General features: G+C 46.4%; 20 protein-coding genes. 10 read left to right on the top strand and 10 right to left on the bottom strand.

Annotated elements, in window-relative coordinates:
• Positions 1 to 156: 156 nt before the first annotated feature.
• Complete coding sequence (locus KNO94_RS08225; RefSeq protein WP_031421191.1) at positions 157 to 408, top strand: GlsB/YeaQ/YmgE family stress response membrane protein; 252 nt, start codon at positions 157 to 159, stop codon at positions 406 to 408.
• Positions 409 to 453: 45 nt separating this feature from the next.
• Here the strand turns inward: KNO94_RS08225 and KNO94_RS08220 are convergent, their stop codons facing one another.
• Positions 454 to 1,503 carry a hypothetical protein gene (locus KNO94_RS08220; protein ID WP_214778796.1) on the bottom strand — a complete coding sequence of 350 codons (1,050 nt, stop codon included), beginning with the start codon at positions 1,501 to 1,503 and terminating at the stop codon, positions 454 to 456.
• Between the two features lie 120 nt (positions 1,504 to 1,623).
• Between KNO94_RS08220 and KNO94_RS08215 the strand changes: the two genes are divergently transcribed.
• Positions 1,624 to 2,052 (top strand): HIT family protein, encoded by a 429-nt coding sequence (locus KNO94_RS08215; RefSeq protein WP_214778794.1) that lies wholly within the window; start codon positions 1,624 to 1,626, stop codon positions 2,050 to 2,052.
• Between the two features lie 33 nt (positions 2,053 to 2,085).
• Here the strand turns inward: KNO94_RS08215 and KNO94_RS08210 are convergent, their stop codons facing one another.
• Positions 2,086 to 2,421 (bottom strand): hypothetical protein, encoded by a 336-nt coding sequence (locus KNO94_RS08210; RefSeq protein ID WP_214739333.1) that lies wholly within the window; start codon positions 2,419 to 2,421, stop codon positions 2,086 to 2,088.
• A 168-nt stretch (positions 2,422 to 2,589) separates the two neighbouring features.
• On the opposite strand from KNO94_RS08210, the gene KNO94_RS08205 reads away from it, so the two are divergent.
• Together KNO94_RS08205 and KNO94_RS08200 are read left to right on the top strand one after the other, a co-directional pair.
• On the top strand, positions 2,590 to 2,946 hold the full coding sequence (locus tag KNO94_RS08205; RefSeq protein ID WP_214778792.1) for a hypothetical protein: 357 nt from the start codon (positions 2,590 to 2,592) through the stop codon (positions 2,944 to 2,946).
• A 61-nt stretch (positions 2,947 to 3,007) separates the two neighbouring features.
• Positions 3,008 to 3,571, top strand: a complete 564-nt coding sequence (locus tag KNO94_RS08200) for an HTH-type transcriptional regulator Hpr (protein WP_015880933.1) — start codon at positions 3,008 to 3,010, stop codon at positions 3,569 to 3,571.
• Here the strand turns inward: KNO94_RS08200 and KNO94_RS08195 are convergent.
• Positions 3,555 to 3,893 (bottom strand): DUF1878 family protein, encoded by a 339-nt coding sequence (locus KNO94_RS08195; protein WP_353047838.1) that lies wholly within the window; start codon positions 3,891 to 3,893, stop codon positions 3,555 to 3,557. The genes KNO94_RS08200 and KNO94_RS08195 overlap by 17 nt on opposite strands.
• A gap of 153 nt (positions 3,894 to 4,046) precedes the next feature.
• On the opposite strand from KNO94_RS08195, the gene KNO94_RS08190 reads away from it, so the two are divergent.
• Positions 4,047 to 5,045 (top strand): peptidylprolyl isomerase, encoded by a 999-nt coding sequence (locus KNO94_RS08190; protein WP_214778788.1) that lies wholly within the window; start codon positions 4,047 to 4,049, stop codon positions 5,043 to 5,045.
• Positions 5,046 to 5,091: 46 nt separating this feature from the next.
• Here the strand turns inward: KNO94_RS08190 and KNO94_RS08185 are convergent, their stop codons facing one another.
• Complete coding sequence (locus KNO94_RS08185; RefSeq protein ID WP_214778786.1) at positions 5,092 to 6,051, bottom strand: HD domain-containing protein; 960 nt, start codon at positions 6,049 to 6,051, stop codon at positions 5,092 to 5,094.
• Between the two features lie 81 nt (positions 6,052 to 6,132).
• On the opposite strand from KNO94_RS08185, the gene KNO94_RS08180 reads away from it, so the two are divergent.
• The 3 genes from KNO94_RS08180 to KNO94_RS08170 are packed head-to-tail and all read left to right on the top strand — an operon-like array spanning position 6,133 to position 8,440.
• On the top strand, positions 6,133 to 7,056 hold the full coding sequence (locus KNO94_RS08180; RefSeq protein WP_214778784.1) for a magnesium transporter CorA family protein: 924 nt from the start codon (positions 6,133 to 6,135) through the stop codon (positions 7,054 to 7,056).
• Positions 7,057 to 7,090: 34 nt separating this feature from the next.
• Positions 7,091 to 8,182, top strand: a complete 1,092-nt coding sequence (gene dinB / locus KNO94_RS08175) for a DNA polymerase IV (RefSeq protein ID WP_214778782.1) — start codon at positions 7,091 to 7,093, stop codon at positions 8,180 to 8,182.
• 39 nt (positions 8,183 to 8,221) lie between these two features.
• Positions 8,222 to 8,440, top strand: a complete 219-nt coding sequence (locus tag KNO94_RS08170; protein WP_015880927.1) for a YhzD family protein — start codon at positions 8,222 to 8,224, stop codon at positions 8,438 to 8,440.
• Positions 8,441 to 8,480: 40 nt separating this feature from the next.
• Here KNO94_RS08170 and KNO94_RS08165 read toward each other — a convergent pair whose 3' ends face one another.
• From KNO94_RS08165 to KNO94_RS08150, 4 genes are all read right to left on the bottom strand, one after another.
• Entirely contained in the window at positions 8,481 to 8,972 is a 492-nt protein-coding gene (locus KNO94_RS08165; protein ID WP_214778774.1) for a hypothetical protein, read from the bottom strand.
• 62 nt (positions 8,973 to 9,034) lie between these two features.
• Entirely contained in the window at positions 9,035 to 10,810 is a 1,776-nt protein-coding gene (locus tag KNO94_RS08160) for an SLC13 family permease (protein ID WP_214778772.1), read from the bottom strand.
• A gap of 127 nt (positions 10,811 to 10,937) precedes the next feature.
• Complete coding sequence (locus KNO94_RS08155) at positions 10,938 to 11,309, bottom strand: YlbF family regulator (protein ID WP_015880924.1); 372 nt, start codon at positions 11,307 to 11,309, stop codon at positions 10,938 to 10,940.
• 35 nt (positions 11,310 to 11,344) lie between these two features.
• Positions 11,345 to 12,436, bottom strand: coding sequence for a DUF445 family protein (locus KNO94_RS08150; protein WP_214742340.1), 1,092 nt, complete (start codon positions 12,434 to 12,436; stop codon positions 11,345 to 11,347).
• Between the two features lie 69 nt (positions 12,437 to 12,505).
• Here KNO94_RS08150 and KNO94_RS08145 point away from each other — a divergent pair, with 69 nt between their 5' ends.
• A complete protein-coding gene (locus KNO94_RS08145; RefSeq protein WP_353047835.1) occupies positions 12,506 to 13,357 on the top strand; it encodes a PucR family transcriptional regulator in 852 nt (283 codons plus the stop codon).
• Positions 13,358 to 13,461: 104 nt separating this feature from the next.
• Entirely contained in the window at positions 13,462 to 14,559 is a 1,098-nt protein-coding gene (locus KNO94_RS08140) for an ABC transporter ATP-binding protein (RefSeq protein ID WP_214739315.1), read from the top strand.
• 42 nt (positions 14,560 to 14,601) lie between these two features.
• Here KNO94_RS08140 and KNO94_RS08135 read toward each other — a convergent pair whose 3' ends face one another.
• Together KNO94_RS08135 and KNO94_RS08130 are read right to left on the bottom strand one after the other, a co-directional pair.
• On the bottom strand, positions 14,602 to 15,252 hold the full coding sequence (locus KNO94_RS08135) for an amino acid ABC transporter permease (RefSeq protein WP_214739313.1): 651 nt from the start codon (positions 15,250 to 15,252) through the stop codon (positions 14,602 to 14,604).
• Positions 15,249 to 16,007, bottom strand: a complete 759-nt coding sequence (locus KNO94_RS08130) for a transporter substrate-binding domain-containing protein (protein WP_214739311.1) — start codon at positions 16,005 to 16,007, stop codon at positions 15,249 to 15,251. The genes KNO94_RS08135 and KNO94_RS08130 overlap by 4 nt, the downstream gene beginning before the upstream one ends.
• Positions 16,008 to 16,015 lie beyond the last annotated feature (8 nt).

Here is a 16,015-nt window from a genome sequence, read left to right as displayed (position 1 = left end):
TTCATTTTCATCTTTTTTTCGTGGTATATGTTTTAAATGTTGTCACATGGGAATAATCAGAACTGTAAGGCATTTTAAAATAAAACATCAATACTTCCATTGTTCCACAAAATCGTTGTAAAGAACAATGGGAAAACAGAGGAAGGAGAATGATTTATGGGGTTTATTCTTTATTTGATTATCGGGGGTATCATCGGTTGGTTAGCAGGATTGATTTTAGGTAAGGACGTACCAGGTGGAATCATTGGTAACATCATCGCGGGGATTATCGGTGCATGGTTGGGTGGACTTATCTTTGGTGACTTCGGACCAATCGTTGCGGACATCGCGATTATTCCAGCTCTTATCGGTGCGATTATCCTGATCTTGATTGTATCGTTCGTTATGAAATCAATGCGTAAAAAATAAGATTATGTATCGGAGGGGCTTCCATTATGGAATGTCCCTCTTTTTTCATTGAATCAGTAAATACATCGCATCGTTCTTTTCGATAAACTGTTTCTCGGTTTCAAGACCAAAGAACGTAAAGAACGATTCGAAGAACGATTGACCGTAATCCCACTTTGTTCCGAGCGGGTGTTCCGATTTCGCTTTCGGTTCACCGAGGAGGGCAATCAAATCATCCGGTCGTTTGTCGAGGTCGACTTGAATCGATTCGACTTTCTTACCTTTAAACGTGACGGTCAATCGTTCGTAGTCCCATTTCCCTTCACGCTTTTCAATTGGTTCACCAAGCGTTTCTTGCACCTGCTGACCGGACTGTCCGATTAAAGCGTCCACTGTTTCGAATGAGTGACCCGTTTGCGCCTCCACTTCAATTTCAATCAATTCAGCCCGCTTCAAGTCGAATTGTCCGGCAATGACCTCGCTCGATTCGGGCATGAGGGCATATTCAATCGATTTCGAGGAAATCAATTGAATCGTTTCCGTCTCAGTGACCGTCTCTCCATTGGTGACCGCTACCGCTTTGACATCATATCGACCTGGCATCTTTTCAAATGATAGCGTTTCATTGGCCTCATCGATTCGCCCCTCTTGTTGCCCATCAATCCAAATATTCGTCAATGCCAAGTCCGAAGTCACGTCAATCCGTTGAGGGAGCAGTTCAATCCGATAGTCAGAAAATCCATATTTTCCTTCTCCCGTATCAATCAAACGAAAGAGTCCTTCTGTTTCCAAACCTGACGCTCGGTTCGCACGGTCCTTCGCAACTTCTGCGATTGCTTCTCCTCGAATGGATTTCTCATCGTTCAACCACCCCATGAATCGCAAGGCCTCCGCTCGCGATAAGGGCTCTCCAAGGTATTCGACTTTCTCCTCAAAGAAAGTAAGGTCTTCTTCTAATAAGGCCTCTTTGAATGCGACATGAATCTTGTCTTGTTCCGCCGCTGGCTTATACGCATATATATAGAAAACAATGGATCCTACTAAAATAGCTATTACAGATGACATGGTTACAATCATTCGGCGCCCGTCTTTTTTACGACTTCTTGTATACGACATATCCCCACCTCCTTTCTTTCTTCTATTATAGAAGGAATCAATCTCTCTTCCTATCGTTCTTGCGCCCGAACTTCCATGTTATGATGGAACGGAAACGACATTTAGAATGGAGGCATACAGATGCATACTGATTCAAACTGTATCTTTTGTAAAATCGCGCAACAAGAAATTCCATCCTATCGGGTATATGAAGATGAAGCGGTCGTCGCTTTTCTCGACCTCTCTCAAGTGACGAAAGGGCACACGCTCGTTATCCCAAAACATCATGCGAAAAACGTTTACGAACTACCTGAAGATGTCGCAGCGGACATCTTTAAACGCGTTCCGACCATTGCCAAAGCGATTCAACGCGAGACGGGTGCAATCGGAATGAACGTTTTATCTAATGCCGAAGAAGTTGCTGGGCAAACGGTCTATCACTTCCACATTCATTTAATCCCGCGTTTCGGACACGAAGATGGGTTCGGCGCAAAATGGATCACACAAAACGATGCGTTCACATCTGAAGAACTCACAACACTCGCATCAAATATTCATGCACACGTGTGAAACAGACAGAGACCCGTCGATGACGGGTCTTTTTTATGATTGATTGATGGAGTCACGGTGTCGTTTCCGCTCCTCTTCCAACTGTGCTCGCTCGACCTGAAGCTTGATTGCCACTTCATATAACTGTTGACGCGTCTTGACAGATGTCGCTTGTTCAAATTCTTTTCTTAATTCAGTTAGACGGGCATCTATTTCAAGCATACGCTTTTCTCGCATCGATTCTTCACGTGCCTGTTTCGTTTGCTCCGACGCTTCATACCCCGCCTCTAGTGTATTCATAATAGATTCGGCCCAAGTGTCATCTCCCAGTCGTTTCGCAGCGAGATATAGGTCAAGCATATCATCTACCCAACGCTTCGCTTTCTCCACTGAGGATCACCTTCCTTTACCTATATTTTAAAATAAAATGATTTTTCGGTCAAAATTGAATGTTCTGAAAAATTTTATTTGCAATATAGGTTTTTAATCACTCTTTTTTGGTAAAATAATATGAAAAGAATGTATTTCTGATTATCCGAGCTTGAGGAGGGGAATGAATTGTCGAGTCGCCAACGTCGGGATTGGATTGCTTTCGGCTTTGTTTTAGCATTTCTAGGAGTTGCAACGTTTAAGAAATTGGCACGAGGAACAGCAAATGACGCTGCTGCTCAACAGCATCGGGCATCCACAATCATTACGCTAAAAGAACAATTTGGCAATGTGGCGAAGCATGCATCGCAGGTTGCTGCTGCAGGTAAACTACAAGGAAAAGAATTGACTGACCAAGTGAAAGCCGAAGTCGAACGCTATCAACAAGACATTCAGCCTTCAGTCGAGCGTATTCAAGGGAACCTTAAAGAGCTCTCGAACGTACAGTCTACTATGACTGACCAAACCGTCAATCAAACACAATGAGTGTTTGAGGTCATTGTCCGTCGATTACATTTGACTTTTTATCCGGAAAGGATGGATCGAGATGGAACACGAAAAAGAATTCACTGGCCCTGAGGCCATGCTCTATAGCCACAAAATCATTCAATTGAGTAAGGCTTTGTGGAAAACCGTCGAAAAAGACTGGCAAAACTGGATTAAACCATTTGATTTAAACATCAACGAGCATCATATTTTATGGATTGCCCACGCTTTAGGCGGTGCTTCGATTTCTGAAATCGCAAAATATGGCGTCATGCACGTCTCGACCGCTTTCAACTTCTCGAAGAAGTTAGAGGATCGTGGATTACTTACGTTTTCTAAAAAAGAGACGGACAAACGAAATACGTATGTCCAATTGACACCTGAAGGAGAATCGTTGTTGCTTGAGACGATTCATGCGTTTGACCCGGAAGGAAACGGCGTGTTCCGTGCTTCCCTTCCACTACAAGAACTCTATGGCAAGTTCCCTGACCTAACAGACATGACAGCGATTGTCCGTCGTCTATATGGGGACAACTTCATGGACATCTTCGCAGAAACATCTAAAATGATCACAGAAGAGGCAGGCAGACGCCCTGATGAGGATGAACTCAGTCAAGAAGCCTGACCTGCCGATAAAGTGGTTCTGTAACGTCTAATTCGATTCCTTGACGGACACACGCCGCTAGAATCGTTTTGACGTCTAGTCTCACATCTAACATACCTACGAAATGGACGAGCAGTGGCTCTATGGACGTATATCCATAGCGTAATTGCTCGTTTTGTTGTTCCCGAATCTCTTCAAGCAATTGATAAAACGACTCGACATCCTGTTTTGTCAAGTTTGCTCGAATCACTTCATATTCAAATGGACGATCCGTCCAATCGATAATATCGAGTAAGATTGTCATCTGAAATGCTAAATGCTCGACCTTCTCCTCTAGCGACACTTCTCTCACCCCATCATTTCACATTCTATTACATCATTATACGACAGGATTGTGTGCTATGATACTGTACAGACAAGAGAACAGCTGTCATGATTAGGAAAATGTGATATAGTCGGACTTAGAAACTTTAAAGAATTATTAGGGGTGGAATACATGTCAAACGGAATGACAAACGAACCAAAAAAGCAAGATAAGAAATTCTCAACCGGCGCTCTCGTCGGAGCATCTGCACTCGCACTCGTGATCGGTGCTGGCGGTACGTACGCCGCAACGAACGCAGGTGGCGAATCAGATAGTTCAGCAGTCGTCACGTACAAAGGCGGCGAAATCACTCGCGGTGAAATCGCAGATAAGAGTTATGACCGCATGGTGCCACAACTTGCATTCCAAGAGACAATGAATGCACTTCTTGAAAAAGAATACGGTGACCAAGTCGACCAAGAAAAAGTAGACGAAGAGTTCAGTAAGACAGAAGAACAATTCAACTCAAAAGAAGAGTTTGAACAAGCGATTCAACAAGCAGGTATGAGCGGTACAGAAGAGTTCAAAGAAGCACTTCGTGGACAAATGCTCGTTGACGCTGCAAAATCTGAACTTGTCGACGTGACAGATGAAGACATCGAGGCACAGTTCGCAAAAGAGAACGTGGAAGTGGAAGCTAGCCACATCCTCGTCGAAACAGAAGAAGAAGCACAAGATATCATTAAACAGTTGAATGACGGTGCGGACTTCGCTAAACTCGCGAAAGAAAAATCAACGGATACCGGTTCAGGTGAAAAAGGTGGAGAGCTCGGTTTCTTCTCTGCTGGCGCAATGGTACCTGAATTCGAAGATTATGCATTCCAAGAGGATGTCGTCGGTAAGATCTCTGAGCCAATCCAATCGCAATTCGGTTACCACGTCATCAAAGTGACAGACCGTAAAGAGAAAGACTTGAAACTCGAGGACGAGAAAGATCGTATCCGTGAAGAGTTGGCGGCTGAAAAATCAGCTTCTGTCGATGCGAACAAAATTTACGCTGAGTTGATTGAAAAATACAACGTAGACGTAAAAGATGCAAAAGCGGAACAACAATTTGACGCTGTCAAAGAAGCGATCAAAAACGCAGACGAGTCTTCAGAAGAACCTGCAGAAGAATCAACTGAACAATAATCACAAAGGGGCACTCCAGCAATGGAGTACCCCTTTTTTTACTCGCTTATAACTTTGGACGATAGAAAGCACGGTTATCGAGTGCCATGACACGTTCTGTGAATGTCCCGGGCTCGACCCCTTCATATGCTTTCTCAAACATGTTCATACGCGCATCAATATTATCGATAAAGAATAACATCTCCGCTTCAGGAAGCTGAGGCGTATTCGCAGAGCCCCATTCCGGTTTCCCATGATGGCTCAAGACGAGATGTTGCAACAAGGTCGTCACTTCACGGTCCGTTCCAAGTTCTCGTGACACGACTTCAATCTCCGATGCCATGAGTGACAAATGACCGAGCAATTTCCCTTCAAGCGTATACTCTGGTGTAATCGCATCAGACAACTCGATGACCTTCGCCAAATCATGCAAAATCACACCCGCAATCAAGAGGTCACGATTCAAGGATGGATACAGTTCACACATCGTATCCGCGAGCTTCAACATCGACATCACATGGAATGCAAGTCCCGAGTAGACCGCATGGTGATGACGAACGGCAGCTGGGTACGTAAAGTACGCCTCTTCATGACGATTCACAACTTCCTCGACCAGACGGCGAATCTCATCGTGTTGAAGTGACGTGATGAATCCACGAATCGTCGTTTCGAGCTCTGACTTTGGAATCGGCGCCGAGCGGACGTACGGTGCGATATCCACTTCCTGCTCGATGATTGAAATTTGTTTTAGTTTCAACTGGGTACGCCCGCGATAGTCCATCACTTCTCCCGCCGCATGAACGATTTTTTTCGTTGCATACTTTTCGGTATCTGAGCTGTCCCACAATTTCGTTTCGATTTCGCCACTCTCGTCGCAAAGGATTAATGTTAAATAAGGTTTCCCGTTCCCGGCAAGTCCCTTATACGATTGTTTAATCATGACATACTGGTCTAGCGTGTCGCCCACTTTGAGCTGACCGATTTTTGTCGTCAATGAAAGCACCTCTCTCTTATTCAGTACCTTCATCTTATCGAAAGTTTGCGACAGATGCCAACATTCCTGACAATTTGGGAATACTATCAATATAGTGAATTGGAGGAATGGATGATGGAATGGGATTGGTATACACGACCGGAAGACTATGTGCATGTTGATCAGCAATATGCCCAAGCCTATACGTATTGGCTTGAACAATTGACGACCTCGAATGTGACGAAGATTGTCGTCGAGAACGGATATATGTATGGTTCACTCACGCTCGACTATGAACAGTTAGAACGGGAGCCTCAAAAAGTTGGCCATTATTTTATCGGACCCGATTTTTTATGGACGATTGGGTTTGATGATTTACATCATGAATCGGTACTCGCTAAAGCATGCAACTCTCCGCTCGAAGCATTTTATGAGTTACTTGCCGAACGGATGAACAACTATTTCCATGGCATCGATGAGTTTGAGGAACGACTGCTCGTCGCACAAAGAGAAATGGCGGGTCAGGTCCCTGCGACCTTCATGAATGAGATCTTTGGTCTTCGAAGTGAAATCGAGCGCTGGTCAGATACCGTAACACCTTATAAAGAACTTCTTATGGCAGGACGGGAGGCTTTTTTAACGATCGATTTACAGACGTTAAAATCCTATCAACTCGCGGACTATCGGGTAAATCGATTATTGGCGCTCATCACGCACTACCAAGGGGACGTCATTGCCATGACAGACCTCGCCTCCACCCTGTCGAACTTCCGAGGGAACGAAATCATGAAGGCGCTAACCGTCTTTACCGCACTGACGACCCCTGTCGTCGCCTTTGGTGCGGTTTGGGGAATGAACTTTAAAAACATGCCTGAACTGGAATGGCCGCTTGGATATGGATTCGCCTGGCTCATGATTCTTCTCTTCACGCTCATCATCCAAGTGTGGTTGAAACGAAAAAATTGGATCGGTTCGCTATTACAGTTTCCGAATCAAACCATGTCAGCAAAAGATCAAGCCAAACAAAAATCTAAAAAAACGAACAAAAGTTCGTTATAATAAAAGAAAGTGAACTGTATAGAAAGGTGATGTTATGGAACGACTCATCATTCATGTGGACATGGACGCATTTTATGCCTCTGTCGAACAACGGGACCGTCCTCATTTACGAGGAAAGCCTGTCATCGTCGGTGGACCGCCGCACAGCCGAGGTGTGGTCGCCACATGTTCATATGAAGCGAGGAAGTACGGCGTGCACAGCGCGATGTCATCACGCCGTGCATTCGCCTTGTGTCCTCAGGCGACGTTTGTGAAGCCGCGCTTTCAAGCTTATCGACAAGTCAGCGCACAAGTGATGGAAATCTTCAAATCGGTCACACCGCTTGTCGAACCACTCTCACTCGATGAGGCGTATCTCGATGTGACGGAGAATACGTTATTGAGCACATCAGGACCGTATATTGCCCGCTATATATTAGGGGAAATCAAACGTCGTACCGGTCTCACCGCATCCGCGGGGGTCGCGCCGTCAAAGTTTGTCGCTAAAATCGCTTCTGGATTTGAGAAACCAAATGGGCTCACCGTCGTCCCGGCGCATGGTGTGGCTGATTTTCTCGCCCCTCTCTCCATCGAAGCCATGCATGGCGTCGGGAAAGTGACTGCACAAACGCTTCATAAGAGTGGATATCATACAATCCATGATTTACAATCAGCTCGTCCCGAACAGTTGAAAGCCATCTTTGGACACGATCGTGGGCAACAACTGTATGAACTGGCACATGGACGAGACACGCGTCCTGTCGTCGCTACACGGGAACGTAAGTCGATCGGTTCAGAAACGACCTTCGCGTTTGACATTGATGACCCTGAAGAAGTATTTGAACGGGTCATTCCGGAGATGGAGGACGTCTTGCGTCAACTCGATCGCCGCGAATTGAGCTGTCAAACGGTCACCATCAAATTAAAGACGAGCGAATTTCAAGCTCGGAGTCATCAAATCAAACTGAATCATCCGACACATGACCATGACGAGATACGTCGACTTGCCAGACGCCTGTTTGATGAGATGAATGTCACCGAACCCGTCCGCTTGATCGGACTGACCGTATCCGATTTGATTCCTCGGACTGAATCGACACGACAGCTGACATTCGACGAACTGACAAAACCTCCTCTTGAAGAATGAATGACCATTCATTAGAATAAAGAAAAGGGGGTCGTGTGAATGGAAACATACACGGTGACAGGATTTGAGAATGACGGCACGCTCGTATTGAATGAAATGTTCGAAGCGAGCGACGATCAGTCGGCCAAACAAAAAGGGCTCGACATGCTTCGTGCTGCTGGACATGAGCATAAGGGAGCGCGTATCGTACGACGAGGGCAACTCATCTACTTCGAGCGTTGCAAATTACCGGGGAAATTAAAAGGAACGGCATCCTAATAAAAGTAGACCAAGACAATCATTGTCCTGGTCTACTTTTTCATTCCCCATATTTTTTATCCCATGCATCTTGCCATTCTTGAAGATTGGGGTGGATGTCCTCGAGCGATTCTCCGTTCAGACTATATCCGTTCCCTGAACCTGATCCGTCTGTCACGGGGAATGATGTCCCCCCGATGACCTTTCCATCTACGATCATTACCGAGACAGCAGTCTGACCGTTTGGAGATTGCTCACCAATCGGATGATCTTTCACCGTAAAGTTTTCATAGTATACAGTCTTACCCATGTATTCATCCGGTGATGCGGCTTGTAGTCCCCAAATGGTCCGTTCACGATCTTCTGTCAATTTCTCTAAGGTTAAGTCACTCGTATGTTCACCATCGTACGAGACAATAGGGTACTGTTGTTCTTCAAGATACGCTTCGGCCACCTGCCCGTTCTCTGTCATCTTCGGTTCTGATTCAGTCTCCATCTCTTTCCCACACGCGACAAGAAAGAGGCAAAAGAAAACGATCATCCATTTTTTCACCATCGTCCCCCCTTTCATCTGCTGATTCCTCTATTTTCGATACTTGTCCCCAAAAATCCTATTCAAAATGGGAAGAGGATGAGAATCATCAGAATTCCTATAATTCCCGTGATGAGTTGCAACGGCACACCGACTTTGACAAAATCCATAAATCGATAATTGCCGATACTAAAGACCATCGCATTTGTCGGAGATCCGAATGGGGTCATAAAAGCGAGCGACGCCGAAATGGCGACCGCAACGACGAATGGAACCGGACTGACAGACATCGATTCGGCGAGTGCAATCGCAAGGGGGACGAACAAAATAGCGGTCGCTGTATTCGAGATGATTTGACTAAGAATCATGGTGAAGACGAATAAGACGACGAGTACCCAAGTGGGACCAAAGTCGGCAAACGTCCTTTCAATCCATGCAACGACCCATGCCATGATTCCCGCCTTTTCAAGCGCTGTACCTACCGGGAGCATGGCCGCAATCAAGACGAGCGAGGACCATTGAATGGATTGATAGGCGACGTCCATCTGTCGGACAGCTCCACTCAACACCATCGCTAGCGCAGCCAGCCATACGGCAACGGTCGGGTCGACCCATTCGAATATGAACAGGAGCAACAACGTGAGCATGATGATGCCTGCTGCGAACTGATGACGCCCGGATACGACTCGATTGGCCACCTCGGTCACCCGTTCATTCGATAACAGGTCATGTGTCTCTCGCTCCATCCACTCTAAATCATCCCATGTCCCTTGTACCATCAACATGTCCCCTTGTTTCAATGGCGTGTCTTTCAATCGCACGTGTGCAATCTCTTCTTGTGGTCGGATGACTTTTAAGACATTGACATGAAACTGATTACGTAACTGACTCTCACTGATTCGCTTCCCGATTAGTCGACTCACCCCTGGGACCGTGAACAGGAGAACCCCTCCGGTTTGATCATCTACACGGGTGGCCTCAATCGGTTCAAATGGAATCTGTTCTTTTTCAGAAAAGTTCCGAACGTGCCGTTCCTCGCCGCTGACAAGTAATTCTCCGGGACGTAGTACGGTGTCCGCATGAGCCGTCTCATGATGGTGTCGTCCATGAACTCGTTCCTTCAAGACTATAACCCCTTCATGAGACCATGGAAGGTCACGTAACTGTTTCCCAATTAACGGATGACTCTTTGCAATCGACATCACATAGACGTTTGGGCGCAATGGCTCACTCACCTCCGTTTTCGACCAATGTTTCGCACCACCTTGATCGAGTAAGCGGTTCCCGATTAGCCGGAAATAAATCAGTCCGATCACCATCACGACCAGACCAATTGGAAACAATGAAAAGAATCCGAGCGGTTCATCTGTGATTCCACGGAGCGCTTCTGCCGCAACAAGATTGGGAGGAGTCCCAATCAGTGTCATCGTTCCACCAATGCTAGAAAAAAAGGCGAGTGGCATGAGATAAGAATCTGTAGACTGTTGGATTTTTCGTGCCATTACCATCACAACGGGAATGAGCAAGGCGACGGTGCCCGTATTGGACATGACACTCGACAAGAGCGTCACCGTCAACATAAACAGGTAGAATAATCGCGTCGCACTCCCACCCGCGTATGGAATAAGTAAAGAAGCCAACCGTTCCGCCAGACCAGAATGAAACAATCCCGCTCCGACCACGAACAGTCCAGCAATCATCAAGACGACCGGATTGGAGAAACCAGCCATCGCCTCACTTGGCGTCAATTGTTGTGTGAGCACGAGGCAAACGAGTCCAATCAAGGCCACCACGTCCGCCCGTAACCATCCTGCTATAAAAAAGAAAATCATCCCTAAAAGGATTATCACCGTGATCATGCTGATTCACCCTTTCACTATTGTCACAACTTCATTATAACCCATTATATGTAAGCGCTTACTTCAAGCGTGTGACAATCTCATCAACAAAAAACGGATGGCTCGAAAGCCATCCGCTCATCACATCTTATTGAACTTCGTTTTCGTTCACCATCGGCGCGTAAAGCTCCTCAAGTGGTTTCATGATGATTTTCGTTACTTCTGTAACGAGTTGGTGCATGCGTTGCTCTTCTTGCATGAGCTCCATGATCAATTCGTTCTGTTGAACGTTCATCATTTTCGTTTGCGCATCCATCATTTCTTGCTCAGAGATTTCCTCTCCTTGCATTTGCTTTTGTTGAAGCGTCATTTGGATGTTACGGAAGTCAGCGAACAACTGGTTCGCTTCCGCATCCGCATTGACACGATCGTATAAAGAAGAGAGTGTTGTGAACTCTTCAGAATCGCGAAGTGCTTTCTCCAATTGGTAAGCTTGGTCGTACAAGTTTGTTTGTGACATGTAACGTCCTCCTAAATGCTATTAGGGTCAAGCCATCACAAGATAGCAATCAACCCTTGAATCAACCCAATCATACCACCTAACAGCGCGCCAAGCCATGTTATTGCCCGGAACTCTCGTTTTGAGATAGATAAAACGATCTCTTCGAGGTATGACGTGTCGAGTGATTGGACTTGTTCTTGTACAATTTTATCAATCTTCAATCGGTCCATGATTGTCTCCATTTGATTCGTGAAGCGCTCAATAACAAGGGTAACACCTTGTGGGACGAGTTCGTCGACGACACGGGATTCAACGGAGTGTGTGTACGATGCGACCGGACGATCCAACAGTTGCCCGATTGGCAGACGGGTAATGACTTGTTCGACGATGCCATCGATCAGGCGGGCTTCTAGTCGATCATCGATTAACGTATCGACCGTCTTCTCACTGAATCGCTCAAATTCACGCGTGATCATCGTCGTCATTCCGTCACGGGTCGATTGACCACGTAAGATGTTGACGATTTCTGGTCGAACCATCTCGACAAAGTTCATATTTTGAATGAACCCTGCGATAAATCCGAGGCGACGCTGGACGAACGAATCGACCATGTGGCGAAGTTGTGCCTCACCTTCTGGTGAATAGAAGTACTCCTCTGACTTGACGAGAAGCGCCTCTACAATCTCAGGAATGAGTGCGCGCACACGGTCCATCCCCTCTTCGCCGAGAACCTCATACAATTTTCGCTCTTTCACTTCTTTTAGGACACTCGCTAACTCATCACGCAATTTGTCGTCTGCCAACGCGAGAATCCGTGTCTCCGCATTCGGATAAAGAGGTTCCACTAGCTCACGAACCGTCTTATCCGAGCGTAACATCGTTTGAACTTCTTGTTGCGCGAAGTGTGTGATATGTGTCGTCACCTGTTCGTCGAGCAGACGTCTACGCATGCCTTCCGGTGTCAACAAGTGTTTGACGACCGTCTTGCCTAAACTAGATGCCAATTCATCCCGACGTTTCGGAATGAGTCCTGGTGTGAATGGAATCCGAAATGAACCGATATATTTCGGCTCATGCGGTCGGAACAACATTTTGATGGCGAGAAAATTGGTCACGCCCCCAATGGTAGCTCCAATCACAATCATGAGTAATATCTTTAATAACCCGTCCAAACTGCAAGCCTCCGATCTGAAATATGATACATTGTTGTTGAGGTGATAGTATTGAATACGTTTGATCGTATTAAATCGATTTTTCCGACTGCTGTCCATCGGTCGGAAGATGCATCTGGAGACCTTGATTGGTTCGAGACGCAAGAGGGTATCATTTTTGGAATTCCGACGTTCGAGTTAACCGAACGTGAACAGCAACTGTTAGCCATGTGGGCAACACCGATTCTTCAAGCCGATCCCCATCAACGCAAATGGCAAGAACGTCTGCATGATGATACGTTTCGCTTAGATCAACCGTTTCGGCTGATCTCCCTCTCGCTTCAAGAAGCAGAGGCAGATGCGTTCGACTCGTTCATCAGCATCCTCCATGATTTTATGCCACATGCAGAAATCGTGTTGATGACGCAAAAACATATCGAACTCATCGAGCGCGATTCGTTAGTCGACCTTCAAGAATTCGAAGATGTACTACGCGCCATTGCGAGTGATTGCTTTATCGAGGCGTACGCCGTATACAGCGAGCGTCCACAAGGCGTTCTCGCTCGCGTCTATGATCAACACCAGCTGCTCATGCCATACGCTCGTCTGTCTACTAAAACTTACCCTGCTAGTCAATTATTATACCATTATTTACTACAAGAACAGGACTTAAAAGAGCGGAAGCATATCACTGCGCCTTTAATGGAGACGCTCGATTTATCCACAATCGAACTGTTGGAGGCGTTGTTTAATCACTCATTGAACGTCTCTCATACGGCCAAAGCATTATTCATGCATCGTAATACGTTGAACTATCGACTCGATCGCCTGTTTGAGACGACCGGTTATGATGCCCGAACGTTCTATGACGCCAGTCTCCTTCAACTCATGGTCACGTTGCACAAATCCGATTGACGGTTTTTGTGCAATTTGTCCATATTCAATGCAAGCGGTTTCATCATATAATCGTTCTTGTAAGCGCTATTATATACAAACAGATTCTTTAGGAGGCAAACGACATGGCAGAAATTCGTTTAGAGCATATTGATAAAATTTACGATGGTGGCGTAAAAGCCGTCAGCGATTTCAACTTACACATTAAAGATCGTGAGTTCATCGTCTTCGTCGGACCGTCTGGTTGCGGTAAATCGACAACACTTCGTATGATCGCAGGTCTTGAAGAGATTTCGAACGGTGACTTTATCATTGACGGGAAACGAATGAACGATGTCGCGCCTAAAGATCGTGATATCGCCATGGTCTTCCAAAACTATGCGCTCTACCCGCACATGAGTGTCTTTGACAACATGGCATTCGGGTTAAAGCTCCGTAAGTTCCCGAAAGACGAGATTGACCGTCGCGTAAAAGACGCTGCTCGCATTCTCGGATTGGAAGAATACCTTGAGCGGAAACCAAAAGCGCTCTCAGGTGGACAACGTCAGCGTGTTGCCATCGGCCGCGCAATCGTCCGTGACGCAAAAGTCTTCTTGATGGATGAGCCACTCTCAAACTTGGATGCGAAACTCCGCGTTCAAATGCGTAAAGAGATCATTCAATTGCACAACCGCTTGGATACAACAACGATTTACGTTACCCATGACCAAACGGAAGCGATGACACTCGCTACACGGATTGTCATCTTGAAAGACGGAATCATCCAACAAGTCGGTTCGCCGAAAGAAGTATATGACCATCCAGACAACATCTTCGTCGCTGGCTTCATCGGTTCACCGTCGATGAACTTCTTCCGCGGGACACTTGCAGAAGGCAAATTCATCACGAACGGTGAAGAAGTCAACGTACCAGAAGGAAAAATGAAAACACTTCGTGATCGTGGTTATGTCGGAAAAGAGCTCGTTCTCGGAATTCGTCCGGAGTCGATCCATGATGAGCCGATCTACATCGACTCACCAACGACACACACGTTCAAAGCGCACATCGACGTCGCTGAGCTCATGGGATCAGAGTCATACCTCTACGCAGAGCTTGGTGGACAACAGTTCACAGCACGTGTCGATGGCCGCTCAAACATCCACATGGGTGACGATGTCGAACTCGCACTCGATATGACAAAAGCACACTTCTTCGACGGAGAAACAGAAGCAGTGATCCGTTAAGGCATACAAAAAGACTCGATTCGTCTGAATCGAGTCTTTTTCTTATCGAATCGCATAGCGCTGTTCGAGCTTATGTTGACCGGCTTGAATCAAAGTCGATAAAATCCAGTAAATCGAAGCTGAGAACAAGAGTAGTGGCATGACCAAATACGTCGTTGCCGCAATTTGGTCAGACACATACGTCAATTCTTGTACCGCAATGACCGTACCGAGTGACGTCGACTTGATGATGTCGATGACCGAGTTCGAGACAGGCGGAATGGCACGAGAGAGCGCCTGCGGGAAAATGATATCTTTGAAACGCTTCATTTTCGGAATACCGAGCGCGACACTTGCCTCCACTTGTCCTTTGTCCACCGAGTTGATGGCTGCTCGGAACGCCTCCGAGATATAGGCCGCAAAGTGGAAACCTAATCCGAAGATGAGCGCCTGCATCCCGCTGAGTTGCACGACTCCGGTGAGACCGACATACAAGATCAACAATTGAAGTAAGAGCGGTGTTCCACGGAAGAAAGAAATATACGTCCGTGTGAACAACCGTACGATTTTGATTGGACTGCTATGAAGTAAAGCGATGATCAGACCAAGCGCCAAGGCGAGAAGAATCGACAGGACACTGGCGATCAACGTGAGCTGGATGGCTTCAAGATAGACCGAACGGTTATCTATGACGGTCGTGATCAGTTCATTCATTGACTGATATCCTCACCAAAGTATTTCTCACCGATTTCTTTCATCGTGCCGTCTTCTTTCATCTCTGCAAGCGCATCGTTCAACTTGTCTAGCACGTCGCTATCTTGACGTGTCATGAATCCAGCTTCACTCGTGTTGAAGATATCACCGACCGCTTTGACGTCATATCCTGTTTTTTCAAGTTCCGTCAAGATGAAGAGACGGTCGTTGAGGGCTGCGTCCAAACGACCCACTTCGAGGTCTTGTAAGACTTGGTTCGCCCCTTTGTAGAATTTCACTTCAGCGCCGGCCTCTTCAGCCATTTGTGCGTAAGCAGAACCTTGTGTCGAACCGACTAATTTACCGTCGAGGTCATCGATTCCTTGAATATCATTGTTATCTGATGCGACGATGACTTGTGCACCTGATACCGCATATGGGTCAGAGAATGCATATTTTTCTTCACGCTCAGGTGTGATGCTCATTTGGTTGGCAATCATGTCAATGCGTTCTGCGTCGAGTGCCGGAACGAGTCCTTTAAAGTCCATCGCTTCATACTCTACTTTATAACCCGCACGTTCTGCCGCTTCGTTCAAGACGTCGATGTCATATCCCATCAATTCACCTTTTTCTTTGTACGTGAATGGTGGGTATGTCGCCTCTGTCCCGACCGTGATTACCGCTTCGTCCGCTCCACTGTCTGTTTCGTTACCACAAGCCGCGAGAAGCCCGACTGATGCTCCGATTGCGAGTACGCTTGTTAATGTCTTTTTCATAATAACTC

Source organism: Exiguobacterium sp. s22 (genome assembly GCF_018617455.1).
In the GTDB taxonomy this organism is placed as follows: Bacteria; Bacillota; Bacilli; order Exiguobacteriales; family Exiguobacteriaceae; genus Exiguobacterium.
This window is presented reverse-complemented; position numbering and strand designations above follow the sequence as displayed.

Bases quoted from the DNA above. Each gene is read 5' to 3' on its own strand.
- KNO94_RS08135 (WP_214739313.1), bottom strand. From the start codon at position 15,252: ATGAATGAACTGATCACGACCGTCATAGATAACCGTTCGGTCTATCTT.
- KNO94_RS08160 (WP_214778772.1), bottom strand. From the start codon at position 10,810: ATGATCACGGTGATAATCCTTTTAGGGATGATTTTCTTTTTTATAGCA.
- KNO94_RS08155 (WP_015880924.1), bottom strand. From the start codon at position 11,309: ATGTCACAAACAAACTTGTACGACCAAGCTTACCAATTGGAGAAAGCA.
- dinB (WP_214778782.1), top strand. From the start codon at position 7,091: ATGGAACGACTCATCATTCATGTGGACATGGACGCATTTTATGCCTCT.
- KNO94_RS08185 (WP_214778786.1), bottom strand. From the start codon at position 6,051: ATGAAGGTACTGAATAAGAGAGAGGTGCTTTCATTGACGACAAAAATC.
- KNO94_RS08220 (WP_214778796.1), bottom strand. From the start codon at position 1,503: ATGTCGTATACAAGAAGTCGTAAAAAAGACGGGCGCCGAATGATTGTA.
- KNO94_RS08140 (WP_214739315.1), top strand. From the start codon at position 13,462: ATGGCAGAAATTCGTTTAGAGCATATTGATAAAATTTACGATGGTGGC.
- KNO94_RS08225 (WP_031421191.1), top strand. From the start codon at position 157: ATGGGGTTTATTCTTTATTTGATTATCGGGGGTATCATCGGTTGGTTA.
- KNO94_RS08170 (WP_015880927.1), top strand. From the start codon at position 8,222: ATGGAAACATACACGGTGACAGGATTTGAGAATGACGGCACGCTCGTA.
- KNO94_RS08150 (WP_214742340.1), bottom strand. From the start codon at position 12,436: ATGATTGTGATTGGAGCTACCATTGGGGGCGTGACCAATTTTCTCGCC.
- KNO94_RS08180 (WP_214778784.1), top strand. From the start codon at position 6,133: ATGGAATGGGATTGGTATACACGACCGGAAGACTATGTGCATGTTGAT.
- KNO94_RS08130 (WP_214739311.1), bottom strand. From the start codon at position 16,007: ATGAAAAAGACATTAACAAGCGTACTCGCAATCGGAGCATCAGTCGGG.
- KNO94_RS08215 (WP_214778794.1), top strand. From the start codon at position 1,624: ATGCATACTGATTCAAACTGTATCTTTTGTAAAATCGCGCAACAAGAA.
- KNO94_RS08190 (WP_214778788.1), top strand. From the start codon at position 4,047: ATGTCAAACGGAATGACAAACGAACCAAAAAAGCAAGATAAGAAATTC.
- KNO94_RS08200 (WP_015880933.1), top strand. From the start codon at position 3,008: ATGGAACACGAAAAAGAATTCACTGGCCCTGAGGCCATGCTCTATAGC.